This is a genomic window from Pseudomonas tumuqii, assembly GCF_013184545.1.
Taxonomy (GTDB): Bacteria; Pseudomonadota; Gammaproteobacteria; order Pseudomonadales; family Pseudomonadaceae; genus Aquipseudomonas; species Aquipseudomonas tumuqii.
Genome location: NZ_JAAOJA010000012.1, coordinates 45,576 through 70,532, shown reverse-complemented (window position 1 = coordinate 70,532; position 24,957 = coordinate 45,576). Strand labels below are relative to the sequence as shown.

23 protein-coding genes and 1 pseudogene are annotated in these 24,957 nt (G+C 62.7%); 10 read left to right on the top strand and 14 right to left on the bottom strand.

Features of this window, described 5'->3' with window-relative positions:
- Window position 1: 1 nt before the first annotated feature.
- The 14 genes and pseudogenes from nuoM to G9C89_RS19810 all read right to left on the bottom strand — a co-directional run bounded on the left by nuoM (window position 2) and on the right by G9C89_RS19810 (window position 14,859).
- On the bottom strand, window positions 2-1,531 hold the full coding sequence (nuoM, locus tag G9C89_RS19875) for an NADH-quinone oxidoreductase subunit M (protein WP_172151351.1): 1,530 nt from the start codon (window positions 1,529-1,531) through the stop codon (window positions 2-4).
- A 15-nt stretch (window positions 1,532-1,546) separates the two neighbouring features.
- Entirely contained in the window at window positions 1,547-3,397 is a 1,851-nt protein-coding gene (gene nuoL, locus G9C89_RS19870) for an NADH-quinone oxidoreductase subunit L (RefSeq protein ID WP_172151349.1), read from the bottom strand.
- On the bottom strand, window positions 3,394-3,702 hold the full coding sequence (gene nuoK / locus G9C89_RS19865) for an NADH-quinone oxidoreductase subunit NuoK (RefSeq protein ID WP_172151347.1): 309 nt from the start codon (window positions 3,700-3,702) through the stop codon (window positions 3,394-3,396). The genes nuoL and nuoK overlap by 4 nt, the downstream gene beginning before the upstream one ends.
- Window positions 3,699-4,208, bottom strand: a complete 510-nt coding sequence (nuoJ, locus tag G9C89_RS19860; RefSeq protein ID WP_172151345.1) for an NADH-quinone oxidoreductase subunit J — start codon at window positions 4,206-4,208, stop codon at window positions 3,699-3,701. Before nuoJ ends, nuoK begins: the two co-directional genes overlap by 4 nt.
- Before the next feature lie 10 nt (window positions 4,209-4,218).
- A complete protein-coding gene (nuoI, locus tag G9C89_RS19855) occupies window positions 4,219-4,767 on the bottom strand; it encodes an NADH-quinone oxidoreductase subunit NuoI (RefSeq protein ID WP_172151343.1) in 549 nt (182 codons plus the stop codon).
- 11 nt (window positions 4,768-4,778) lie between these two features.
- The gene (gene nuoH, locus G9C89_RS19850; protein WP_172151341.1) at window positions 4,779-5,771 is read right to left on the bottom strand and encodes an NADH-quinone oxidoreductase subunit NuoH; all 993 of its coding nucleotides are present in this window, start codon (window positions 5,769-5,771) and stop codon (window positions 4,779-4,781) included.
- A complete protein-coding gene (gene nuoG / locus G9C89_RS19845) occupies window positions 5,768-8,497 on the bottom strand; it encodes an NADH-quinone oxidoreductase subunit NuoG (protein ID WP_172151339.1) in 2,730 nt (909 codons plus the stop codon). Before nuoG ends, nuoH begins: the two co-directional genes overlap by 4 nt.
- A gap of 94 nt (window positions 8,498-8,591) precedes the next feature.
- Complete coding sequence (gene nuoF / locus G9C89_RS19840) at window positions 8,592-9,947, bottom strand: NADH-quinone oxidoreductase subunit NuoF (RefSeq protein WP_172151552.1); 1,356 nt, start codon at window positions 9,945-9,947, stop codon at window positions 8,592-8,594.
- Window positions 9,948-9,961: 14 nt separating this feature from the next.
- Window positions 9,962-10,477 carry an NADH-quinone oxidoreductase subunit NuoE gene (nuoE, locus tag G9C89_RS19835; protein ID WP_172151337.1) on the bottom strand — a complete coding sequence of 172 codons (516 nt, stop codon included), beginning with the start codon at window positions 10,475-10,477 and terminating at the stop codon, window positions 9,962-9,964.
- Window position 10,478: 1 nt separating this feature from the next.
- Window positions 10,479-12,260, bottom strand: a complete 1,782-nt coding sequence (nuoC, locus tag G9C89_RS19830) for an NADH-quinone oxidoreductase subunit C/D (RefSeq protein WP_172151335.1) — start codon at window positions 12,258-12,260, stop codon at window positions 10,479-10,481.
- A gap of 62 nt (window positions 12,261-12,322) precedes the next feature.
- Entirely contained in the window at window positions 12,323-13,000 is a 678-nt protein-coding gene (locus G9C89_RS19825) for a NuoB/complex I 20 kDa subunit family protein (RefSeq protein WP_172151333.1), read from the bottom strand.
- Window positions 13,001-13,010: 10 nt separating this feature from the next.
- Window positions 13,011-13,424, bottom strand: a complete 414-nt coding sequence (locus G9C89_RS19820) for an NADH-quinone oxidoreductase subunit A (protein WP_172151331.1) — start codon at window positions 13,422-13,424, stop codon at window positions 13,011-13,013.
- Between the two features lie 539 nt (window positions 13,425-13,963).
- Window positions 13,964-14,292, bottom strand: a pseudogene (ndhC, locus tag G9C89_RS19815) (NADH-quinone oxidoreductase subunit A).
- A gap of 228 nt (window positions 14,293-14,520) precedes the next feature.
- On the bottom strand, window positions 14,521-14,859 hold the full coding sequence (locus G9C89_RS19810) for a DUF190 domain-containing protein (protein WP_172151329.1): 339 nt from the start codon (window positions 14,857-14,859) through the stop codon (window positions 14,521-14,523).
- A 292-nt stretch (window positions 14,860-15,151) separates the two neighbouring features.
- Here G9C89_RS19810 and pqqA point away from each other — a divergent pair, with 292 nt between their 5' ends.
- The 10 genes from pqqA to G9C89_RS19760 all read left to right on the top strand — a co-directional run bounded on the left by pqqA (window position 15,152) and on the right by G9C89_RS19760 (window position 24,902).
- Window positions 15,152-15,223, top strand: a complete 72-nt coding sequence (pqqA, locus tag G9C89_RS19805; protein ID WP_003284930.1) for a pyrroloquinoline quinone precursor peptide PqqA — start codon at window positions 15,152-15,154, stop codon at window positions 15,221-15,223.
- A gap of 45 nt (window positions 15,224-15,268) precedes the next feature.
- A complete protein-coding gene (pqqB, locus tag G9C89_RS19800) occupies window positions 15,269-16,183 on the top strand; it encodes a pyrroloquinoline quinone biosynthesis protein PqqB (RefSeq protein ID WP_172151327.1) in 915 nt (304 codons plus the stop codon).
- 105 nt (window positions 16,184-16,288) lie between these two features.
- Window positions 16,289-17,041 (top strand): pyrroloquinoline-quinone synthase PqqC, encoded by a 753-nt coding sequence (gene pqqC, locus G9C89_RS19795; RefSeq protein ID WP_172151325.1) that lies wholly within the window; start codon window positions 16,289-16,291, stop codon window positions 17,039-17,041.
- Between the two features lie 77 nt (window positions 17,042-17,118).
- Window positions 17,119-17,397 carry a pyrroloquinoline quinone biosynthesis peptide chaperone PqqD gene (gene pqqD / locus G9C89_RS19790; RefSeq protein ID WP_172151323.1) on the top strand — a complete coding sequence of 93 codons (279 nt, stop codon included), beginning with the start codon at window positions 17,119-17,121 and terminating at the stop codon, window positions 17,395-17,397.
- A complete protein-coding gene (gene pqqE / locus G9C89_RS19785; RefSeq protein WP_172151321.1) occupies window positions 17,369-18,523 on the top strand; it encodes a pyrroloquinoline quinone biosynthesis protein PqqE in 1,155 nt (384 codons plus the stop codon). The genes pqqD and pqqE overlap by 29 nt, the downstream gene beginning before the upstream one ends.
- Before the next feature lie 8 nt (window positions 18,524-18,531).
- Window positions 18,532-20,394 carry a S9 family peptidase gene (locus G9C89_RS19780; RefSeq protein WP_172151319.1) on the top strand — a complete coding sequence of 621 codons (1,863 nt, stop codon included), beginning with the start codon at window positions 18,532-18,534 and terminating at the stop codon, window positions 20,392-20,394.
- 129 nt (window positions 20,395-20,523) lie between these two features.
- Window positions 20,524-21,687 (top strand): alcohol dehydrogenase-like regulatory protein ErcA, encoded by a 1,164-nt coding sequence (gene ercA, locus G9C89_RS19775; RefSeq protein ID WP_172151317.1) that lies wholly within the window; start codon window positions 20,524-20,526, stop codon window positions 21,685-21,687.
- A complete protein-coding gene (locus tag G9C89_RS19770) occupies window positions 21,671-23,416 on the top strand; it encodes a PAS domain-containing hybrid sensor histidine kinase/response regulator (RefSeq protein ID WP_172151315.1) in 1,746 nt (581 codons plus the stop codon). Before ercA ends, G9C89_RS19770 begins: the two co-directional genes overlap by 17 nt.
- Before the next feature lie 119 nt (window positions 23,417-23,535).
- Complete coding sequence (locus G9C89_RS19765; protein ID WP_172151313.1) at window positions 23,536-23,943, top strand: PA2779 family protein; 408 nt, start codon at window positions 23,536-23,538, stop codon at window positions 23,941-23,943.
- The gene (locus G9C89_RS19760) at window positions 23,928-24,902 is read left to right on the top strand and encodes a PA2778 family cysteine peptidase (RefSeq protein ID WP_172151311.1); all 975 of its coding nucleotides are present in this window, start codon (window positions 23,928-23,930) and stop codon (window positions 24,900-24,902) included. The genes G9C89_RS19765 and G9C89_RS19760 overlap by 16 nt, the downstream gene beginning before the upstream one ends.
- The last annotated feature ends 55 nt before the right edge of the window (window positions 24,903-24,957 follow it).

The following is a 24,957-nucleotide window of genomic DNA, read 5'->3' as shown; positions in this document are numbered from 1 at the left end:
GCTACCGGGTCGAGGCGAGTTGATTGAGGGCGGTGCTCATCCACTGCTGCACGCCATGCATGCTTGCAGCGGAAGTATCCAGCACCGGCTGCGGGTAGACGCCGAGCAGGATCAGCAGTGCCGCCAGCCCCAGCACCATACCCAGTTCACGCGGTTTCAGGCCTTGCACGGCCCCCTCTGCCTTGGCCGGGCCGAAGTAGGCGCGGTGGATCATGATCAGCGAATAGACCGAACCGAATACCAGGCCGGTGGCGGCGAGCACGGTGATCAGCGGCGCATTCCGGAAGCTGCCGAGCAGAATCAGGAACTCGCCGACGAAGTTGCCGGTGCCGGGTAGGCCCAGCGCCGCCGCGGCGAAGAACAGGCTGACGCCCGGCAGCCAGGGCATGCGTGCCCAGACACCGCCCATCTCGCGCATGTCGCGGGTGTGCAGGCGCTCATAGAGCTGTCCGCAGAGGATAAACAGTGCGGCGGCGGACAAGCCATGGGCCAGCATCTGCACCACCGCGCCCTGCAGGGCGATCTGGCTGCCGGAGTAGATGGCAATCAGCACGAAGCCCATGTGCGAGACGCTGGAGTAGGCCACCAGGCGCTTGATATCGGTTTGCGCGAAGGACAGCAGGGCGCCATAGACGACGGCGAAGACACCCAGCCCCATGGCGATCGGCGCGAACTCGGCCGAGGCGTTGGGGAACAGCGGCAGGGCGAAACGCAGCATGCCGTAGGCGGCGGTTTTCAGCAGGATACCGGCCAGGTCCACGGAACCGGCGGTCGGCGCCTGGGCGTGGGCATCCGGTAACCAGGAGTGGAAGGGCACCACCGGGAACTTCACCGCGAAGGCGATGAAGAAACCGAGCATCAGCAGGTATTCGGTACCCGGCGCCATTTCGGTCCTGAGCAGGTCGGCGTAGTTGAAGGTGAGTACGCCGGTCTGGTCGAAGTGGACGAACACCAGGCCGAGGATCGCCACCAGCATGATCAGGCCACTGGCCTGGGTGTAGATGAAGAACTTGGTGGCGGCATAGATGCGGGACTTGCCGTCGCTGCCACTGTGACCCCAGAGCGCGATGAGGAAGTACATCGGCACCAGCATCATTTCCCAGAAGAAGAAGAACAGGAACAGGTCGACGGCGAGGAACACGCCGACCACGCCGCCGAGAATCCACATCAGGTTGAGGTGGAAAAAGCCGACGCGGTTCTGGATTTCTTTCCACGAGCAGAGCACCGACAGCACGCCGAGCAGGCCGGTGAGGCTGATCATCAACACCGACAGGCCATCCAGCGCCAGGTGCACGCTGATGCCGAAGCGCTCGATCCACTGCAGCTGGAATTCGGCGGCCCAGCGCGGGTCGGCGCCTGGCGCGGGGGCCAGGCTGTAATCGCCGGTGGCCCACAACCACAGGCCGAGGCCGAACAACAGCACCATAGTCAGCAGGGCGATCCAGCGCGGCAGGGTGGCGCCGAAACGCTCGCCTTGCCAGCACAGCAGGCCGCCGATAAAGGGGATCAGGATTAGCCAGGGCAGAATCATGACGGGCTATTTTCCTTAATTCAGAAGCAGAAGGATGGCGAGCACCACGACGGCACCCCCAGCGATGGACGTGGCGTACCAGCGCACCTGGCCGGTCTGGCTGCGGGCCAGCAGGGCGTTGCCGCCGCGCGCGAGGCGCGGAACCAGGCCGATGCTGCGGTCGATTGGGTCACGCCCGAGCAGGCGGCAGACCAGCAGGTAGGGCTGCACGAAGAGCTTGTTGTAGAGCCAGTCGAAGCCCCAGGCGGCGAACCACCAGGTCGACAGGAAACGCCCCGGCGCACTGGCCGCTACTGCGCTGACCAGGCGCCGCTGGCCGAGGAACAGCAGTGCGGCGAGCAGAATGCCGAGCAGGGCAATGGCCCCGGATGCAATCTCCAGGCTGTGCTTGGCCTCGCCGCCGGCATGCCCGACGCTTTGCGGCAGCACGCCGGCCAGCGGCGGGGTGATCAATGCGCCGATAAAGGTCGACAGCACGATCAGCACCGCCAGTGGCAGCCAGTGGGCGATGCCATGACCGGCATGCGCCTCGGTCTTCTGCTCGCCGTGGAAGGCGATGAAAATCAGGCGGAAGGTGTAGATCGAGGTCAGGAAGGCCCCGGTCAGACCGGCATACAGCAACCACTGATGACCGCTGGCGAAGGCTTCCCAGAGGATTTCGTCCTTGGAATAGAAGCCGGCGGTGATCAGCGGCAGGGCAGCCAGGGCGGCACCGCCGACGATGAAGCTGGCATAGGCCAGTGGCAGTTTCTTCCACAGACCGCCCATCTTGAAGATGTTCTGCTCGTGGTGGCAGGCATTGATTACCGCCCCGGAGGCGAGGAACAACAGGGCCTTGAAGAAGGCATGGGTCATCAGGTGGAAGATCGCCGCGTCCCATGCCCCCACGCCCAGGGCGAGGAACATGTAGCCGATCTGGCTCATGGTCGAGTAGGCGAGGATACGCTTGATGTCGGTTTGCACCAGCGCGGCGAAACCGGCCAAGACCAGGGTCACGCCGCCGACGATGCCGACCAGTTCGAGGATTTCCGGGGTCAGCAGGAACAGGCCGTGGGTGCGCGCGATCAGGTAGACGCCGGCAGTGACCATGGTCGCCGCGTGGATCAGTGCGGAGACCGGGGTCGGGCCGGCCATGGCATCGGCCAGCCAGGTTTGCAGCGGCAACTGGGCCGACTTGCCGACCGCACCGCCGAGCAGCATCAGGGTGGTGATCCACAGCCAGTTGTCGCCTTCGACGTACTTCTGCGGTGCCAGTTGCATCAGCTCCTGAATGTTCAGGGTACCGAGATGCAGGAACAGGATGAACAGGCCGATGGCCATGAATACGTCACCGACCCGGGTGACGATAAAGGCCTTGAGTGCGGCATTACCGTTGGGCACGTGCTTGAAGTAGTGGCCGATCAACAGGTAGGAGCACAGGCCCACGCCTTCCCAACCAAAGTAGAGGAATAGCAGGTTATCGCCGAGCACCAGGAACAGCATGCTGGCGATGAACAGGTTGGTGTAGGCGAAGAAGCGCGAGTAACCCTCTTCACCGCGCATGTACCAGGAGGCGAACAGGTGGATCAGGAAGCCAACGCCGGTGACCACGCCGAGCATGGTCAGCGACAGTCCATCCAGGTAGAGGGTGAAGCTCGGCGCGAAGCCGTCCACCGCCATCCACTGCCAGAGCAGCTGGGTGTAGACGCCGCCTTGCGGCGGCGCGACGTTGAACTGCCAGATGATCCAGGCAACGGTCAGGGCGGACAAGCCGACCGAGCCGACCCCGATCACGGCGGCGGTGTTTTCCGAGAAACGCCCGCGGGAAAAGGCCAGCAACAGCCAGCCGAGCAGCGGGAACAGGCAAGTCAGGAATAGTAGGTTCATCCGCGCATCTCGCTGGCAGCATCGATATCGAGTGTGTGGAAACGGCGATACAGTTGCAGCAGGATCGCCAGGCCGATACTGGCCTCGGCGGCTGCCAGGGTTATCACCAGAATGAACATGACCTGCCCGTCAGGCTGTGCCCAGCGGCTGCCGGCGACGATGAAGGCCAAGGCGGTGGCGTTCATCATTACTTCCAGGCTCATCAACATGAAGAGGATGTTGCGCCGCACCATCAGGCCGACCAGGCCGAGGCTGAATAGCACGGCGGCGAGAGCCAGGCCGTGCTCCATCGGGATAGCATTCATGGCGTTGCATCCTTAGCTTCGTGGCGGCCGAGGTGGTAGGCGGCGATCAGGGCCGCGAGCAACAGCATGGAAGCCAGCTCCACGGCCAGCAGGTAGGGGCCGAACAAGCTGATGCCGACGGCTTTCGCATCGACGGTCGTCAGGCCAATCGGCGCAGCGCTGGGTGACTTGAACAGCGCATGCAGCAGCAGGCCCAGCAGCGCGGCGGAGAGAACTGTCGGGCCGATCCAGATGCCCGCTGTCAGCCACTGTTTTTCCTGCTCGACGGCAGCCGGGCCGAGGTTGAGCATCATTACCACGAAGACGAACAGCACCATGATGGCGCCGGCGTAGACGATGATCTCCAGGGCGCCGGCGAAAGGCGCCCCGAGGGCGAAGAAGGTCATGGCCACCGCCAGCAGCGAGACGATCAGGTACAGCAGGGCATGCACCGGATTGCTGCTGGTGATTACCCGCAGGGTTGAAGCCACGGCGATTCCCGCCGCGAAATAGAAAGCGAATTCCACGCGCGTCTCCTTAGGGCAACAAGCCTTTGACGTTGATCGGCTCGGCCTCGTTCTGCGCGGCGCCTTTCGGCTTGCCGGCAATGGCCATACCGGCAACCCGGTAGAAGTTGTAGTCCGGGTTCTTGCCCGGTCCGGAAATCAGCAGATCGCCCTTTTCGTACACCAGATCCTGGCGTTTGAACTCGCCCATCTCGAAATCCGGGGTGAGCTGGATCGCGGTGGTTGGACAGGCTTCTTCGCACAGGCCGCAGAAGATGCAGCGCGAGAAGTTGATGCGGAAGAATTCCGGGTACCAGCGGCCATCGTCGGTTTCGGCCTTTTGCAGGGAAATGCAGCCGACCGGACAAGCTACGGCGCACAGGTTGCAGGCCACGCAACGCTCTTCACCGTCGGGGTCGCGGGTGAGGACGATGCGCCCGCGGTAACGTGGCGGCAGGTACACCGCTTCTTCCGGGTATTGCAGGGTGTCGCGCTTGCGAAAGGCGTGGCCGAAGATCATCACCAGGCTACGCAACTGGGTGTAAGTGCCGTGGATCACATTGGCAATGTACTTGAACATGGTGGTTCTCCTTACTGGGCCGCGGCCAGCACGAATGCGCCGGTCACCAGCAGGTTGATCAGGGTCAGCGGCAGGCAGAACTTCCAGCTGAAGGCCATCACCTGGTCATAACGCGGGCGCGGAATGGAAGCGCGCAGCAGGATGAACAGCATGATGAAGAAGCAGGTCTTGAGGGCGAACCAGATGAACGGGATCTGCGGCAGGATGCCGAACGGCCCATGCCAGCCGCCGAAGAACAGCGTTACCAACAGGGCGGAAATGGTCACGATGCCGATGTATTCGCCAACGAAGAACATGCCCCACTTCATCCCGGCGTATTCGATGTGGTAACCGTCGGCCAGCTCCTGCTCGGCTTCCGGCTGGTCGAACGGGTGACGGTGGGTCACTGCCACGCCAGCAATGAAGAAGGTACAGAAGCCGAAGAACTGCGGAATGATGAACCAGAGGTTTTGCGCCTGGTAGTCGACGATCTCGCGCATGTTGAACGAGCCAACCTGGGCGACGATACCCATCAGCGCCAGGGCCAGGAACACCTCGTAGGAGACGGTCTGAGCCGACGCGCGGAGGGCGCCGAGCAGGGCGAACTTGTTGTTGCTCGACCAGCCGGCGAACAGCACCGCATACACCGACAGACCGGCCATGGCGAAGAAGAACAGGATGCCAATGTTCAGATCCGCCACGCCCCAGGTCGGGGTGATGGGGATGATGACGAAGGCGGTCAGCAGTGCGCCCATGGCGATCACGGGTGCCAGGGTGAAGATCACCTTGTCGGCGAACGGCGGGGTCCAGTCTTCCTTGAAGAACATCTTGAGCATGTCCGCGGCGATCTGGAACATGCCGAACGGGCCGACCCGGTTGGGGCCGTAGCGATCCTGCCAGAGTCCCAGCAGGCGGCGTTCGACGAAGCTCAGCAGGGCGCCGCAGATCACCACGGCCAGCAGGATGACCACCGCCTTGAATACCGCGATGACGATCTCGAACAGTTCGGGCGTCAGCCAGCTCATTGTGCGGCCTCCTGCAGCGAGTTCACCACGGCGCCGCCGATAACCGCCGGGATGCCGGGCAGACCAGCAGGCAGGCCGACCAGGCCGACGGCCAGATCTTCGCGCACTTGCAGCGGCAGGCACAGGGCCTGGCCGCCTACGCTCAGGTTGAGCAGCGCACCATCATTGACCCCGAGCCGATCAGCCTCGGCTTTCGCCAGGGCGACATAAGGCTGGGGGATGCGTGCCTGCATCGGCGTAGCGCGGGCAGACATCTCGTCGCTGCCGAACAGGTGATGCAGCGCCACGACCTGCCAGGTGCCCGGCGCGGGATAGAACGCCGCACCCGGGGTGAACCACGGCAGCGCCTGGCCCTTGGCCTCGATCAGGCGTACGCCCGGGTCGCCGGCGCGCAGGTGGCCGCCGACTTCGGCCTGGAACTTGTTCCAGGCCTGCGGCGAGTTCCAGCCCGGCGACCAGGCGAAGGGAATCTGCTGGCGATCTTCCTTGCTGCCGGAATAGCCTTCCATGGAGAAGGCAAAGGCCGAGTCCTGATCCTGCGGCTGGCGCGGCTCGTGCACGCTGATATCGGCACGCATGGCGGTTCGGCCGCTGTAGCGGTGCGGTTCACGCGCCAGCTTGAGGCCTTTAATGCGGAACGTGGCGTTCGGCGCGGCTTCGCCGATGCGCGCCAAGCGGGCGTTGCCGGCCGCGCAGGCCGCAGTGACCGCGTCCAGTCGAGTCCAGTCGACCGTCTTGCCTTGCAGGGTGGAGTGCAGCGCATGCAGCCAGCGCCAGCCTTCACGCACGAGGATGTTGGCGTCGTGGTAGCTCGGGTCGAAAACCTGGAAGAAGCGTTGGGCGCGGCCTTCCAGGCTGACCAGGGTGCCGTCACCTTCGGCAAAGCTGGCCACCGGCAGCAGCAGATGCGCCTTGGCAGTAGTCGCGGTCTGCTGGTGATCGGCGACGATCACCACTTTGGCGCTGTTCAGTGCCGCATCGACCTGGGCGCTTGCGGCGCGGCGGTAGAGGTCGTTCTCCAGGACCACAACGGCATCGGCCTGCCCGCTAATCAGGGCGTGCAGGGCGGCATCGACGGATCGATCCGCAAGCTCTTCGCCCAGGAGCAATGCCAGGCCCATGCTGTTGGCTTCCGGCACCACCAGGCTGATGGAGCCATTCTTCTCACGGTTCTTCAGTGCACCGGCGATATTCGCGGCGGCTTCGATCAGCGCTCGGCTGCCCAGGGATGCGCCGGAGACGATCAGCGGGCGCTTGGCGGCCAGCAGTGCATCGGCGATGCGCTGTGCCAGTTCGGCGGCCTCGCGGTCCAGGCCGCTGACAGCTGGCGCGCTCGGGTCCATGGCATGCGCCACGGCGAAGCCAAGGCGAGCCAGGTCGGCTGGCGCCGCGTGCACGCATTCGGCGGCGACATCGTCCAGACGGGTGGCCGCGACGCTGGCGATAAACAGCGGGTTGAGTGCGTCCTGGGCGATGTTCTGCACCGCGGCAATGTGCCAGTCCTGGATTTTCATCGAGGCGGCGATCTCGACGGCCTTGCCTTTCACCGCCTGGCGCAGGGAAAGGGCGAGCCGAGCGGCGGTCTGGGTCAGGTCTTCGCCGAGGATGAACACCGCATCGTGGTGTTCCACCTCGCGCAGGGTCGGTGTCGGCAGCGGGCCGTTTTGCAGGAGGTCATAAATCAGCCGCAGGTTTTCCAGCTCGGCCGCTGCGATGCCGGAGTAGTAGTTTTCCGCGCCGACCAGCTCGCGCAGGGCGAAGTTGCTCTCCAGGCTGGCGCGTGGCGAACCGATGCCGATCACCTTGCGGTTCTTCAACAGCGCGGCAGCCTGGTCGAGAGCCGAGTCGATGCCCATCTTCATCTTGCTCAGCATCATCATCGGCTGGCGCGGGCGGTCTTCGCGGTTGACGTAGCCGTAGCCGAAGCGGCCGCGGTCGCAGAGGAAATACTGGTTCACATCGCCGTTGAAGCGGTTCTCGATGCGCCGGATCTCGCCGTAACGCTCGCCGGGGCTGATGTTGCAGCCGCTGGCGCAGCCTTGGCAGATGCTCGGGGCGAACTGCATGTCCCACTTGCGGGTGTAGCGCTCGGAGTGGGTCTTGTCGGTGAACACGCCGGTCGGGCAGACCTCGGTCAGGTTGCCGGAGAACTCGCTCTCCAGCACGCCGTCTTCGACGCGGCCGAAGTAGACGTTGTCGTGGGCGCCGAATACGCCGAGGTCGGTGCCGCCGGCGTAGTCCTTGTAATAGCGCACGCAGCGGTAGCAGGCGATACAGCGGTTCATCTCATGGGCGATGAACGGGCCGAGTTCCTGGTTCTGGTGGGTGCGCTTGCTGAAGCGATAACGCCGGGTGTTATGCCCGGTCATCACCGTCATGTCCTGCAGGTGGCAATGGCCGCCTTCCTCGCACACCGGACAGTCGTGCGGATGGTTGGTCATCAGCCATTCGACTACGCTGGCGCGAAATTGCTTGGCTTCCTCGTCGTCGATGGAAATCCAGGTGTTGTCGGTAGCAGGCGTCATGCAGGACATGACGAGGCGACCGCGTGTGTCGTTCTCGTCGGTGTACTGCTTGACTGCGCACTGGCGGCAGGCGCCGACGCTACCAAGCGCCGGGTGCCAGCAAAAATAGGGGATATCGAGACCGAGGGACAGACAGGCCTGCAAGAGGTTGTCCGCGCCATCGACGTCGAAATCTTTGCCGTCTACGTGGATAGTGGCCATGGTCGAGTTTCTTCTTTATCCGCCGCAGCGGACTTGGCTAATGGAATCATGGTGTACCGCGGGGCCGGACTTATGGCCGCCACGGCGCAAAACTTCATGCGGGGACGAACTGCCCCGTCGTTGCCGGCGCCGCTTGGCTGGCAATGCCCGCTTCGAACTCTGCACGGAAATACTTGATCGCGCTGCCCAGCGGCTCGACGGCACCAGGGGCGTGAGCACAGAAGGTCTTGCCGGGGCCGAGAAAGTTGACCAGGCCGAGCAGGGTCTCGATGTCTTCCCGGGTGCCCTGGCCACGCTCCAGCGCACGGAGGATCTTCACGCTCCACGGCAAGCCGTCCCGGCATGGGGTGCAGAAGCCGCAGGACTCGCGGGAGAAGAACTCTTCCATGTTGCGCAGCAGCGAAACCATGTTGACGCTATCGTCCACCGCCAGGGCCAATCCAGTACCCATGCGGGTTCCGACCTTGGCGATGCCGGCGGCGTACATCGAGGCGTCGAGATGCTCCGGTAGCAGGAAACCGGTGCCGGCGCCGCCAGGTTGCCAGCACTTCAGACTGAAACCGTCGCGCATGCCGCCTGCGTAGTCTTCGAACAGCTCTCGGGCCGAAATGCCGAACGGCAGTTCCCACAGACCGGGGTTCTTCACCTTGCCAGAAAAGCCCATCAGTTTGCTGCCGTGGTCTTCGCTGCCGGGACGGGCCAGGGATTTGTACCAATCGACGCCATTGCCGACGATAGCCGGCACGTTGCACAGGGTTTCCACGTTGTTCACGCAAGTCGGCTTGCCCCATACGCCGACGGCGGCGGGGAAGGGCGGCTTGGAGCGTGGGTTGGCACGCCGGCCTTCCAGCGAGTTGATCAGCGCGGTTTCTTCGCCGCAGATGTAGCGGCCGGCACCGGTGTGCACGAACAACTCGAAGTCGAAGCCGCTACCGAGGATGTTCTTGCCCAGCAGACCGGCGGCCTTGGCTTCCTCGATGGCGCGATTGAGGTTGGCTGCCGCGTCGACGTACTCGCCGCGCAGGAAGATGTAGCCCCGGTAGGCCTTGAGCGCCCGGGCGCTGATCAGCATGCCTTCCACCAGCAGGTGCGGCAGCTGCTCCATGAGCAGGCGGTCTTTCCAGGTGTTCGGCTCCATCTCATCCGCATTGCACAGCAGGTAGCGGATGTTCATGGATTCGTCGGCCGGCATCAGGCCCCACTTCACGCCGGTGGGGAAACCTGCACCGCCACGGCCTTTGAGGCCGGAATCCTTGACTGTCTGCAGGATATCGGCCTGGGCCATCTCGCCCAGGGCTTTGCGTGCGGCAGCGTAGCCGTTCTTCTGCTGGTACTCGGCGAGCCATACCGGTTGCGCGTCGTCACGCAGGCGCCAGGTCAGCGGATGGGTTTCGTCACTGCGTGCGATGCGGTTGGCCGGACCAATGGAGGTCAGCGTCTTTGCGGTCATGGCGGTGCGCTGAGTCATGGATAGGCCTCCAGCAGTTGGGCGATGCCGTCAGGCTGCACGTCGCCGAAGGTGTCGTCGTCGATCATCACGGCCGGGGCTTTGTCGCAGTTGCCCAGGCAGCACACTGGCAGCAGGGTGAAGCGGCCGTCGGCGCTGGTCTGCCCCAGGCCGATGCCGAGTTGCTGCTGGATGCTGGAAACCACCGACTCGTGGCCACCGATAAAGCAGGTCATGCTGTCGCATACGCGAATGATGTGACGACCCACCGGCTGGCGGAAGATCTGGCTATAGAAGGTGGCTACACCTTCGACATCGCTGGCGGGGATGCCCAGGATCGCACCGATGGCATCGGCGGCGCCGTCCGGCACCCAGCCTCGTGCTTGCTGCACGATTTTCAGGGCTTCGATGGACGCCGCGCGCGGGTCTTCGTAGTGATGCATTTCGTGCTCGATGGCCAAACGCTCGGCCTCGCTCAGGGCGAAACGGTCGGTTTGGATCAAACTGTTGCTATTCAGGTTTGTCTGGCTCATGTCAGCGGTCCACGTCAGCCATAACGAAATCGATACTGCCCAGGTACGCAATCAGGTCGGCCACCATGCTGCCGCGGATCACCGAAGGGATCTGCTGCAGGTGCGGGAAGCTCGGTGTGCGGATACGAGTGCGGTAGCTCATGGTGCTGCCGTCGCTGGTCAGGTAGTAACTGTTGATGCCCTTGGTCGCCTCAATCATCTGGAAGGCTTCGTTGGCCGGCATGACCGGACCCCAGGAGACTTGCAGGAAATGGGTGATCAGGGTCTCGATGTGCTGCAGTGTGCGCTCTTTCGGCGGCGGCGTAGTCAGTGGGTGATCCGCCTTGTACGGGCCCTCCGGCATGTTCTTCAGGCACTGCTCGATGATGCGCAGGCTCTGGCGCATTTCCTCTACGCGGATGATGCAGCGGTCGTAGGCATCGCCGTTGTGAGTCAGCGGTATCTCGAAATCGAAGTGCTCGTAGCCTGAGTAGGGACGCGCCTTGCGCAGGTCGAAGTCGAGACCGGTGGCGCGCAGGCCGGAACCGGTAACGCCCCACTCCAGCGCTTCCTTGGTGTTGTAAGCGGCAACGCCAACGGTGCGGCCCTTGAGGATGCTGTTTTTCAGGGCAGCTTTTTCGTATTCGTCGAGGCGCCTGGGTAGCCACTCGACGAACTCCCTGACCAGTCCATCCCAGCCGCGTGGCAGATCGTGGGCGACGCCGCCGATGCGGTACCAGGCCGGGTGCATGCGAAAACCGGTGATGGCCTCGATCACCTTGTAGGCGCGCTGGCGGTCGGTGAAGGTGAAGAACACCGGGGTCATGGCGCCGACATCCTGGATATAGGTGCCGAGGAACAGCAGGTGGCTGGTGATGCGGAAGAACTCGGCCATCATCACCCGAATGAAATCGACTCGATCCGGCACCTTGATCCCGGCCAGTTTCTCCACCGCCAGTACGTAGGGCAGGTTGTTCATTACCCCGCCGAGGTAGTCGATGCGGTCGGTATAGGGAATGAAGCTGTGCCAGGACTGGCGCTCGGCCATCTTCTCGGCGCCGCGGTGGTGGTAGCCGACTTCCGGTACGCAGTCGACGATCTCTTCGCCATCCAGTTGCAGGATGATGCGGAAGGCGCCATGGGCAGAGGGGTGGTTCGGGCCGAGATTGAGGAACATGTAGTCCTCGTGCTCGCTGCGCCGCTTCATGCCCCAGTCTTCCGGCTTGAAGCGTGCGGCTTCCTCTTCCAGCTGCTGCTTGGCCAGGGTCAGGCTGAACGGATCGAACTCGGTGGCGCGCGCCGGATAGTCCTTGCGCAGCGGGTGACCTTCCCAGGTCGGCGGCATCATGATCCGGGTCAGGTGCGGGTGCCCGGAAAAGTGAATGCCATACATGTCCCAGACTTCGCGTTCGTACCAGTTGGCGTTCGGCCAGATGCTGGTAGCGCTCGGCAGGTTGAGATCGCCTTCGGACAACGCGACCTTGATCATCACGTCGCTGTTACGTTCGATCGACATCAGGTGGTAGAACACCGTGAAGTCGGCACCGGGCAGGCCACGGCGTTGAGTGCGCAGGCGCTCGTCAACCCCATGCAGGTCATAGAGCATGACGAATGGGCGCGGCAGGTTGCGCAGGCAGGTAAGTACTGCAATCAGCTTTTCCCGGGCTACCCAGATCACCGGCATGCCAGTGCGAGTGGCCTGCAGGGTGAAGCTTTCGGCACCAAAGCGGGAATTAAGCTCAACGACGACATCTTGGTCGTCAGCCTTGTACGGCGGAATAGACAGAACGGTGTCTGCAGTCATGGTCTCGGTCGCTATCGGTCAACGTAGAGAATGAATCAGGCCTTCTTGCGAAAGGGTGAGACTCAGACTTCGTCAGGGCTGCGCAGATGGGTGACAGCAATACGCTGTTCACGACGCTGTTCCTTTTGCGAAGGCATTTCGGCGCGGTAGACGCCTTGGTCGCCAACGACCCAGGAAAGCGGACGGCGCTCCTGCCCAATGGATTCTTGCAACAGCATCAAGCCTTGCAGGAATGCCTCGGGGCGGGGCGGGCAGCCGGGTATGTAGACGTCCACCGGGAGGAACTTGTCCACGCCCTGAACGACCGAATAAATATCGTACATGCCGCCGGAATTGGCGCAGGAACCCATGGAGATTACCCACTTGGGTTCTAGCATCTGCTCGTAGAGGCGCTGGATGATCGGCGCCATCTTGATGAAGCAGGTGCCAGCGATCACCATGAAATCGGCCTGGCGCGGGGACGCACGAATGACTTCGGCACCGAAGCGGGCGATGTCATGGGGTGCGGTGAAGGCCGTGGTCATCTCCACATAGCAGCAGGAAAGGCCGAAATTGTATGGCCACAGGGAGTTCTTGCGCCCCCAGTTGACCGCGCCATTCAGCACGTCTTCCAGCTTGCCCATGTAGATGTTTTTATGAACCTGATCGTCTAGCAGCGGGTCGGAAACGGTCTCCCGCTGGCCGATCGGATACACCTCGTTGGGTGCATCCGGGTCGACCCGAGTAAGTTTGTACTGCATCGCCAAAGCCTCATTGTTTTAGCTTCGCCTGCCGCTCACGACGTCCTTCGGGAGCCCAATCGAGCGCGCCGATACGCCAAAGGTAGACAAGACCTGCCAACAGAATTGCTATAAAAACGGTGGCTTCGATAAAGCCGGCCCAGCCGCTTTCGCGAACGGAGACAGACCAGGCGAAGAGAAAGAGGGCTTCAACGTCGAAGATCACGAAGAGCATCGCGACCAGATAGAATTTTGCCGACAGGCGCAGGCGGGCGCTGCCGGTGGGGAGCATGCCGGATTCGAAAGGCTCGTTCTTGCTGCGGCCCCAGGCCTTGCTGCCTAGCAGACTGGAAACGCCAAGCATGAATGCACAGAGGCCAACGACCCCCAGCAGAAAAACGGCTAGCGCCCAGTTATGGGACAGGACTGCGGTTGCTTCCGACATGCCGGAACCCCTCGAGATCAGGAACGGCGTTCACTTTTATTTAAAGGTTCGCATTAGCTTCAAGCTAGCGGATTGCCCAGCAATCTACGCCGGGCCATATTATGCGCGTTTTTAGCTGTAAGTAAATTTTTCAGATAAGCATGCGTGCATTGCGGTGAATACAGGGGTTGTTATTACCTGCGCTTGTCTTCGCGTCATTCTGACTTGGTCGCTTAGTTGTAACTGCCTGACGCAGTTTCAACCAGTTTTAGCCATATAAAAGCAGTGCAGAGAAGAATTTTATGAATGGCCGGGAGCACATTGGCCTGAGTTCCTGCGCGACTGCTCGCGTCAGGGGGGCTTGTCGGGGCTTTGCGACTGGCTGTCGTCGATCTTCGGGCTGATGGCTTCCGCAGGGGGCGCCAGAGCCGCTCTTACGGGTGCAGGCTGGGGGATGAAAATGAAAAAAACCAGCATCGCTGCAGGAGTTTAGCTACATCATGCTCAGCTCGGATGCGGGATCCTGGCCGAGTGCCCCAATGGTTATTAGCCGAACTGGTTCATGGTGTGCGCGCCAGGTAAAACAACCCGATCAGCAGGAGCATGATGAACACCGGGGCCTCGATAAATCCGGGCCAGCCGCTTTCGCACAGCGAAATGGCCCAGGCAAAGAGAAGCAGGGCTTCGACATCGAAGGTCGCGAGCAGCATTGCAACCAGATAGAGCTTGGCGGAAAAGCGCAGGCGCGTGTCGCCGGTAGAAACGATGCCGGACTCGAATGGCTCGTTCTTGCTATGTCCCAAGCTTTACTATCGAGCAGACTGGAGGCCCCGAGCATGAAGGCGCACAAGCCGGCTACGCCCAACAGAAAAACCGCAAACCCCAGTATGGGTCAGGCTCGCTACCACATCAGGCATGCCGTACTCCTCGACAAGGATGGGGGTTGCTGACGCATCACTCCCTGTGACTCAGTCACAGCGGTTTACTTGATACCAGGCGGGCTTCGGCGAGTCAGTGGCTTTCTGCTGAAAAATCGTTCGAGGGACCCGGCTCAAGACCTGCGCCCTGGTCGGCGGCGAATGTGATCTGCGTGCGGGCCTTGCCTGCCTTGAGGGTTTCAACCGGTCGTATCGGCCCCGGCCTGCTTGCCGAGGGTGCCGAATTCGACTGGTGTCTTCACGTAGAACAAGGCGAGAGCTTCCTGTTGCAAACGCTCAAACAGCCGACTGCATTCCTCTTCGCTGAGCACCAGGGAGACTTCCATCGGCTGATCGGCAAGTTCGAAGAAGTGGTAGGAATGGAGCTTGCCCGTATGGCCGAAGCCCTCGATCCCGGACACCAGGGTGGCGCCGCGCAAGTGCATGTCCTTGGCCAGGGCGACCAGCCAGTCCGCGAGCATCTTGCCCTTGTAACGGCGATTCTGTTGGGTAAAGAAGGTCACCTGATAACCGTGCATGATCGTTCTCCTGACACTTTCAGCATAGCGCCCCCTTTGCTTCGCAGGAGTCAGCCGGTCGCATCACCTTGGGTAACCTGGATCAATCGCGGGCGCGCTGCGATCCGGCAATGGTTCCAGATTGCCCTGGCGCCAGCACCGCTGACGCAGCATGCGGGCCCTGGGCTGGGCGCTGGCCTGTCCTACCAATAGCAGTTCGGCCTCATCCCAAAGTACCATTCTGCCGCGGGCTATCTGGGTGCATAACTAGCACTACCGGAATTCGCCGGTTTGATAAGAAGAGGACCGCGCCATGTGGACTAAACCCGCCTTCACCGATATGCGTATTGGTTTCGAAGTCACCATGTACTTCGCCAATCGTTGATTGGCCTTGCCCCGGCACTGTCGGGGCATCTCACCGGAACTCGCCATGCATATCCAGATTCTCGGTTCCGCCGCCGGCGGCGGCTTTCCCCAATGGAACTGCAACTGTCGCAACTGCCGTGGGGTGCGCGACGGCAGTTTGCGTGCGCAGCCGCGTACCCAGTCCTCGATCGCCCTGAGCGACAATGGCAAGGACTGGATCCTGTGCAACGCTTCACCGGATATCCGTGCGCAGATCGAGTCGTTCCCGGCCTTGCAGCCGGCGCGCAAACCGCGTGACACGGCGATCGGCGGGGTCATTCTGATCGACAGCCAGATCGACCACTGCACCGGTCTGCTGACCCTGCGCGAGGGTTGTCCGCATCAGGTCTGGTGTACCGAGATGGTGCATCAGGACCTGACCAGCGGTTTCCCCCTGTTCAATATGCTCGACCATTGGAACGGTGGCTTGCAGCACAACCTGATCAAGCTGGATGGCGTGCCGTTCAGCATCCCCGCCTGCCCGGATCTGCAGATTACCGCGATTGCCTTGCGCAGCAGCGCGCCGCCGTACTCGCCGCACCGTGGCAATCCGCACCCGGGTGACAATATCGGCCTGTTCGTCGAAGACCTGCGCACCGGCGGCACCCTGTTCTATGCCCCTGGCCTGGGGCAGGTGGATGATCAGCTGCTGGCCTGGATGCGCCGCGCCGATTGCCTGCTGGTCGATGGCACCCTGTGGCGCGACGACGAAATGCGCCAGTGCGAGGTCGGCGACAAGCTCGGCAGCGAAATGGGCCATCTGCCGCAAAGCGGCCCCGGCGGCATGATCGAGGTGCTCGACGGCCTGCCGGGCAAGCAGAAGATTCTGATCCATATCAACAACACCAATCCGATCCTCGATGTCGATTCGCCGGAGCGTGCCGAGCTGTGCGCCCATGGTATCGACGTCGCCTGGGACGGCCTGAGCATCAATTTGTAAGGTGCGCGGGGCCGCCGAGGCCGCGCGCATCACGAGAACGACGTTGCCGCCAGTGGTGCGCATGACGCACCCCGGGCGAGCGGCACCGTGAATTGGAGAGCCTCGATGAGCAAGACAGCCATGAGCCCTGCCGAGTTCGAGCAGGCGCTGCGCGCCAAGGGCGCCTATTACCACATTCATCATCCTTTCCATCAGGCGATGTACGCCGGTCAATCCAGCCGCGAGCAGATCCAGGGCTGGGTGGCCAACCGCTTCTACTACCAGGTGTGCATCCCGGTGAAGGATGCGGCGATCATGGCCAACTGCCCCGATCGCGACACCCGTCGCGAGTGGGTGCAGCGCATCCTCGACCACGACGGCGCGCCTGGCGAGGAGGGCGGCATCGAGGCCTGGCTGCGCCTGGCCGAGGCCGTGGGCCTGGACCGCGAGCAGGTGCTGTCCCATGAACTGGTGTTGCCGGGGGTGCGCTTCGCCGTCGATGCCTACGTCAACTTCGCCCGCCGCGCCTGCTGGCAGGAGGCGGCCAGCAGTTCGCTGACCGAGCTGTTCGCCCCCACCATTCACCAGTCGCGCCTGGATGCCTGGCCGCAGCATTACCCCTGGATCGATGCCAGCGGTTACGACTACTTCCGCAAACGCCTGAAAGAGGCGCGCCGCGATGTCGAACATGGCCTGCGCATCACCTTGCAGCACTACACGACCTACGAGGGTCAGCAACGCATGCTGGAGATCCTGCAATTCAAGCTGGACGTACTCTGGAGCATGCTCGATGCCATGAGCATGGCCTACGAGCTGGAACGCGCGCCTTACCACACAGTGACGGCCGAGCGGGTCTGGCACAAGGGGATAGTGCTTTGAGCAGCAACCCATTGGTGCGCACCGCGCACCCTATGTCTGCAGGTGACACCCCGGTAGGGTGCGGCGGAGTCGATTGTATGAACCAGTCCCTTGCCAGCAAGATCCCCAAGCTGCGCCGCGGCTTTCGCCTGCAGTTCGAGCCCGTGCAAAACTGCCATGTGCTGCTTTACCCGGAAGGCATGATCAAGCTCAATGACAGCGCTGGGGAAATTCTCCAGCAGGTCAATGGTGCGCACAGTGTCGGCCAGATCATCGACACCTTGAGTGAACGTTTTCCGGACGTGCCGGGGCTCCATGAAGACATCCTGGCCTTTATGGAGGTAGCCAATGCTCAGTTCTGGATCGAGTTGCAGTAAACCCGGTCATGCACCGGGTCCTCCTCTGTGGCTGTTGGCCGAGCTGACCTACCGCTGCCCGCTGCAGTGTCCGTATTGCTCCAATCCGCTGGATTTCTCCCAGCAAGGTGAGGAGCTGAGCACCGCCGAGTGGATCGAGGTGTTTCGCCAGGCGCGCGCGCTGGGCGCGGCGCAACTGGGTTTTTCCGGCGGCGAACCGCTGGTGCGCCAGGATCTGGCCGAGCTGATCAAGGCCGCGCGCGACCTGGGCTACTACACCAACCTGATCACCTCCGGCATCGGCTTGACCGAAGAGCGTATCGCCAGCTTCAGCGAGGCCGGCCTGGATCATATCCAGATCAGCTTCCAGGCCGCCGACGAGGAGGTCAATAACCTGCTGGCCGGCTCGAAGAAGGCCTTCGCCCAGAAACTGGCCATGGCCCGGGCGGTCAAGGCAGCCGGTTACCCCATGGTGCTGAACTTCGTCACCCACCGGCACAACATCGACAATATCGAGCGGATCATCGAGCTGTGCCTGGAGCTGGAGGCGGATTTCGTCGAGTTGGCCACCTGCCAGTTCTACGGCTGGGCCGAACTCAATCGGGCCGGCCTGTTGCCGACCCGCGCCCAGCTCGAGCATGCCGAGCGCATCACTAACGAGTGGCGCGCCAAGCTGGCGGCCGAGCACCACCCGTGCAAGCTGATCTTCGTCACCCCGGATTACTACGAGGAGCGACCCAAGGCCTGCATGAACGGCTGGGGCAACCTGTTCCTCGACATCACCCCGGACGGCACCGCGCTGCCATGCCACAGCGCCCGCCAGCTGCCGGTGCAGTTTCCCAACGTGCGCGAGCACAGCATCGAGCACATCTGGCGCGACTCCTTCGGCTTCAACCGTTTTCGCGGCGACGACTGGATGCCCGAACCGTGCCGCTCCTGTGATGAAAAGGCCAAGGATTTTGGCGGCTGCCGCTGCCAGGCTTTCATGCTCACGGGCGACGCCAGCAATGCCGACCCGGTGTGCAGCAAGTCGGCGCACCACGGCATCATCCTCGCCGCGCGCGAAGAGGCCGAGCAGGCACCGGGTGCGCTGGATACTCTGGTGTTCCGCAACGAAAAGGCCTCCAAGCTGATCTGCAAGGTCTAGGGCGCGTCATGCGCACCGACGAAGCCGATGGCATCTGGAATGCCGCCCAGGCTGCAGCCGCCAGTGGCGATTTCGCCGAACTGCACGCCGCCCATGGTGGCCTGCTGTGGGTGGCTTTCGATCCGCAGCAGGCGCGCTGCGGCCTGTTCTTCTGGCGTGACGAGGAACTGCGTGAACTGACCCCGGCGGGTTTCTCCGTGCGCAGCCGGGTTTACGAATACGGCGGTGGTGCCTGCTGCGCCACCGACCGGGGCGCGGCCTTCGTCAACGAGGCTGACCAGCAGATCTACCTGCTAGGCAGCGCCGCGCGCACCAGTGATTCGGCGGCCGCACCTTGCAAACTGACCGCCCGCCCGGATTGCCGTTATGGTGGCCTGTCCTTCGTCCCGGCCTGGCAGGCACTCCTGGCCGTGGAGGAAAGCCACGAGGCGGTCGGGGTGATCCATCGCCTGGTGCGCATCGGCCTGGATGGCAGCCGCCGAGTGCTGGTCGAGGGGGCCGACTTCTATGCCGGCCCGGTTGCCAGCGCGGACGGCCGCCAGCTGGCCTGGATCGAGTGGGACAGACCCTATCAGCCCTGGGTCGCCAGCCGCCTGTGTCTGCGTGAGGGCGAGGGAGGCGGACGGATTCTGGCCGGCGCTGAGCACGACCAGTCCCTGCAGCAGCCGCGCTTCGCTGCCGATGGCAGGCTCTGGGTACTTTCCGACCGCCACGGTTGGTGGCAGCCCGTGCGCGTCACCGATGATTCCGAGTCATCCGAAGGTGCGCATGGCCTCGGCGGCCCCGCGTCACCCTACGATCATGCGCCGGCGCCCTGGCAACTGGGTGGTAGCACCTACCTGCCACTGGAGGCGGGGGGCATGCTGCTGAGCCGTTTCGAGCAGGGCTTCGGCGTGCTGCTGGAGCAGGCTGGCGCGGCTAATGAACGACGCCTGGCCGCAGACTTCAGCCGCTTTCGCGAGCTGGCGGCGGATTCCGGCCACTACTACTGCATCGCCGGGGCAGCGGATCGCCTGCCGGCGGTTCTGGCCATTGCCCGTGACAGCGGCGCGGTGCGCATTCTCGTCGGTGGTGAACAGCCTCTGGGCAAACAGCACCTGCCCAGGCCGCAGCCCTTCAGTTGCCCGGTCGGTGAGGACGAGCGCAGCCAGGGCTTCTTCTATGCACCTGCCGCTCAAGTCGAGAAACCGCCGCTGCTGGTGTTCCTGCATGGCGGGCCCACGTCGGCCTGCTATCCGGTGTTCGATCCGCGCATCCCGTTCTGGACGCTGCGCGGCTACGCCGTGCTCGACCTCAATTACCGCGGCAGCAGCGGGTACGGCCGGGCCTATCGCCTGCGCCTGGCGGGGGAGTGGGGGCAGATCGAGGTGGCGGACGCCCAGGCCGCGGTGGCGCACCTGGCGGCCAGCGGCCTGATCGACCCGGCGCGGGCGTTTATCCGCGGCGCCAGCGCCGGCGGCTACACGGCGTTATGCGCCCTGGCCTTCAGCCAGGTGTTTCGCGGCGGCGCCAGCCTCTATGGGGTCAGCGATCCGCTGGCCCTGCGCCAGGCGACGCACAAGTTCGAGGCCGACTACCTGGACTGGCTGATCGGCGACCCGCTGCGCGATGCCCAGCGCTATCGGGCGCGCACGCCGTTGTTGCATGCCGACCGGATCGCGACGCCGGTGATCTTCTTCCAGGGCGGCCTGGATGCGGTGGTACTGCCGGCGCAGACCGAGCAGATGGTCGCCGCGTTACGGCTGCGCGGCGTGCCGGTGGAATACCATCTGTATCCGCAGGAGCGTCACGGTTTTCGCCAGGCAAAGAACCTCGCCCATGCCCTGGAGCATGAGTGGCGCTTCTATTGCGATGTGCTGAGCGCCTCGTAGCCAACGGTCGCGACTGTCCCTTCGGCAAGCCTGCCTGCTTGATTTGCCTCGCTACACCGCTGGCATTGCATTGGCAGGTGAATGCAGTACGCTGGCCGGTAGTCAGAACAACAAGCAGTAGGCCGTGGCATGAGTGCCGATATCAGTCTTCATCGTAAATTCGTCTCGCCGGAAATCGTCTTTGGGGCAGGTTGCCGACATAGCGTGGGCAACTACGCCAGTAACTTCGGTGCGCGCAAAGTGCTGCTGGTGTCGGACCCGGGTGTGCAAGCTGCCGGTTGGGTGGCCGACGTGCAAGCCAGTCTGTTGCGCCAGGGCATCTCGCACTGCCTGTACACCCAAGTATCGCCGAATCCGCGCAGCGAAGAGGTGATGCTCGGCGCCGAGCTTTACCGCAGTCAGGGCTGCAACGTGATAGTGGCGGTGGGTGGCGGCAGCCCGATGGACTGCGCCAAGGGCATCGGCATCGTCGTGGCCCATGGCCGCAACATCATCGAGTTCGAGGGTGTGGATACCTTGCGCGTGCCGAGTCCGCCACTGATCCTGATACCAACCACTGCCGGCACTTCGGCGGACGTGTCGCAGTTCGTGATCATCTCCAATCAGGACGAGCGGATGAAGTTCTCCATCGTCAGCAAGGGGGCGGTGCCCGACGTCTCGCTGATCGACCCGGAAACCACCCTGAGCATGGATCCGTTCCTCTCCGCCTGTACCGGCATCGATGCGCTGGTGCATGCCATCGAGGCCTTCGTTTCCACCGGTTCGGGGCCCTTGACCGACTCCCATGCGCTGGAGGCCATGCGCCTGATCAACGGCAATCTGGTGGCGATGATCGCCAACCCGAATGAAATCGCCCTGCGCGAGAAGATCATGCTTGGCAGCATGCAGGCCGGACTGGCCTTTTCCAATGCCATCCTCGGCGCGGTGCATGCGATGTCGCACAGCCTCGGCGGTTTTCTCGACTTGCCGCATGGCCTGTGCAATGCGGTGCTGATCGAGCATGTGGTGGCGTTCAACTACAAGGCCGCGCCGGAGCGCTTCAAGGTGGTAGCCGAAACCCTCGGCATCGACACCCGCGGCCTCAATCACCCGCAGATCCGCCAGCGCCTGGTCGAGCACCTGATCCAGTTCAAGCGGGCGGTCGGCTTTCATGAAACCCTGGGGTTGCAGGGGGTTGGTTGTTCCGACATCCCATTCCTGTCGCGCAATGCCATGCAGGATCCATGCATCCTGACCAACCCGAGGGATTCGACCCAGCGCGATGTCGAGGTCGTCTATGCCGAAGCCCTCTGACCAGCAACGCCAGGCGCTCACCGAACTGCTCGGGCTGGGCAGTCATTCGGTGCGCAAGAGCCATTACCCGGAATTGCTGGCACGCCTGGAAGACCTGGAAACCGAGCGCAATCGCTACAAGTGGCTGTTCGAGCACGCGGTACACGGCATCTTCCAGGCCAGCCTGCAGGAGGGCCTGCGCTCGGCCAATCCGGCCTTGGCGCGGATGCTCGGTTATGCCGATCCGCAGGAGGTGCTGTGGTCGCTGACCGACCTGGCCCACTACCTGTTCGTCGGTGGCCGTGAGGAGTTGCAACATATTCGCCAGGTGCTGGAGCATGCGCCCGGCCTGTTCGGCTATGAGACCCAGTTGCGGCGCAAGGATGGCAGCACCGTCGATGTCTTGATGAACCTGCTGCTGAAACCGGGCGAGGATGGGCTGATCGAGGGGTTCGTCGCCGACATCACCGAGCGCAAGCAGGCGCAGCGGCGCCTGCAACAGCTCAACGACGAGCTGGAGCTGCGGGTCAAGGCACGCACTGCCGAGTTGCAGGAGGCCAACCGCAACCTGTTGCAGCAGATCGTCGAGCGCAAGCGCATCGAACAGGCATTGCGAGAGGCGCGCGATGCCGCGCAAGCAGCCAACCACAGCAAGGACAAGTACCTGGCAACCGCCAGCCATGACCTGTTGCAGCCACTCAACGCGGCGCGTCTGCTGATCTCCACCCTGCGTGAGCGCAGCTTGCCGGCGGCCGAGCACAATCTGGTCGAGCGCAGCCACCAGGCACTGGAGGGGGCCGAGGATCTACTCACCGATTTGCTCGATATCTCCAAGCTCGATCAGGCGGCGATCAAGCCGGATATTGATGTGTATCGTTTGCAGGATCTGCTGGCGCCCCTGGCGTCTGAGTTTCAATCGGTGGCCGCCGCCGAGGGTTTGCGCCTGAAGACGCGGATTCCCGACTATACGATCAGCACGGATTTCCGCCTGCTGACGCGCATCCTGCGCAACTTCCTGAGTAATGCCTGTCGCTACACCGAGCAAGGCCGCGTTCTCTTGGGTGTGCGAAAACGCGGCGAGTTCCTCGACCTGCAGGTGTGGGATACCGGCCGTGGCATATCCGAGGATCAGCTGGAAAACATCTTTCTGGAGTTCAATCAGCTGAATGTCGGCCGCGCGGCAGAGCGCCGAGGGGTTGGTCTGGGTCTGGCGATCGTCGAGCGGATTGCGCGGATGCTGGGCTATCCGGTCGAGGTGCGCTCGCAGCCTGGGCGCGGCTCGGTGTTTGCCATTCGGGTGCCGTTGGCGCAGCGCGCTATTAACGCGGCACCCGTTACTTCATCGGTTCAACCGTTAGTCGGTGATCCGCTGCCAGGGCGGCGCCTGTTGGTGCTGGATAACGAGCTGAGTATCCTCCATAGCATGGCCGCGTTGCTCGAGCAGTGGGGCTGCACGGTGGTGACTGCCATCGATCAGGAAGCTGCCGTGCAGGCGCTTGACGGGCAGGCGCCGGATTTGATTCTGGCGGACTTTCATCTTGACCATGATGTGCTGGGTTGCGATGTGGTGGCGTATTTGCGCCAGTACTTCGGCTCGCCAATTCCGGCGGTGATGATCACCGCGGATCGCAGCGATCAGTGCCGTCGCGCGTTGCAGCGCATGGGCATGCCCCTACTCAATAAACCGGTCAAGCCCGGCAAGTTGCGCGCGGTAGTCAGTCAGTTGCTGCGCGAGTCCAGTTTATTGTGAGAAAGATGGTTATATGTGTGCTGTCAGACAGTCGCTGGGGTTTTATTGGCTATGCTGGTGTGGAACCCTCTTAAACCGTTTAGGTCTAGGGGATATGGTCCTTCAAGGAGATAACCCATATGTACAATCACTCGTTTTTCCGGCGTATGGCTGCCATCTTGGCGGTTTTCCACGTTCTGATGATTGTCCAGATCCCCCTGGCAAATGCGGCCATGATCGGCACCGGTGAGGTGTTGGCCGAACAACAGCAACAGGTCGATCGCCAGCAATTGCTGAGCATGCTCGATGAGCAGGCTGTTCAGGAAAAGTTGCTGAGCATGGGGGTAGACCGCTCCCAGGTTGAAGACCGTATCAACAGCCTGACCAGTACCGAATTGGCACAGTTCAATCAGCAACTGTCGGAAGCACCAGCGGGTGCCGATGGTGGTGTTGTTGGAATTATTGTGTTGTTCCTGGTGATCTTCATCATTACCGATCTGCTCTGCGCTACTAACATCTTCAGTTTCGTCAAATGCATAAATCGTTGATTGGCTGGAACCTCCTTCCACTCGTTCTGATTGTTCTGCTTGCCGCTTGCGCGAAGTCTCCGGTGTTACCACCGGAGACTTCGCGTTTGCCTGAACGGGTAGAGCTGAGCGATGTGCCGTTTTTTCCACAGAGTGCCTATCAATGCGGGCCGGCGGCGCTGGCGACCATGCTCAACCAGCGCGGCGTAGTGACCAGCCCCGGCCTGCTCAAGGATCGGGTGTTCATTCCTGCGCGGGACGGCAGTCTGCAAGTAGAGATGGTGGCGACCGCGCGGGCTCACGATATGTTGGTGTACCCGCTGCAGCCGAGTCTGCAAGCATTGCTTGCCGAAGTGTCAGCGGGTAATCCGGTGTTGGTCTTGCAAAACCTGGCCTTCGACTGGTACCCACGCTGGCACTTCGCTGTGGTGGTCGGTTATGACCAGCGTGAGCGAACCTTGATTTTGCGTTCGGGCACCACGCGGCGTTGGCTGACCAGCTTCAACAGTTTCGACAAGACGTGGGCGCGGGGTGGGCGTTGGGCGATCTTGACCTTGCCGACTGATACGCTGCCGGCGCAGGCCGAATTGCGCCCCTGGCTCAAGGCCGCCAGCGATCTTGAGGAAACCGGGCGGGTCGCTGCGGCGCAGCGCGCCTATCGCACCGCCACTCAACATTGGCCGAATGAGTCATTGGGTTGGTTTGCCTTGGCCAATAGCCGCTATGCCAGTGGCGATGCCCCCGGGGCTGAAACGGCTTTACGTAAAAGCCTGGCGCAGCAGCCGGACTTCGCTGCGGGCTGGTTCAATCTGTCGCAGGTATTGGCCGATCGTGGTTGCCTGCAGGCCGCCGAGCAAGCGAGGGTCTGTGCCCAGCGGCTGGCGCCCGATGATCAGCGATTCACTACAAGTGTGAAGCACACGACCGGCGGATCAGTCCAACAGTGCCTATCTCCGCCTGTCTGCCCACAGGCTAACTGACTGAGCTGGAAAACCAACGGCGCCATAAGGCGCCGTTGGTTTGTCTGCACGAGTG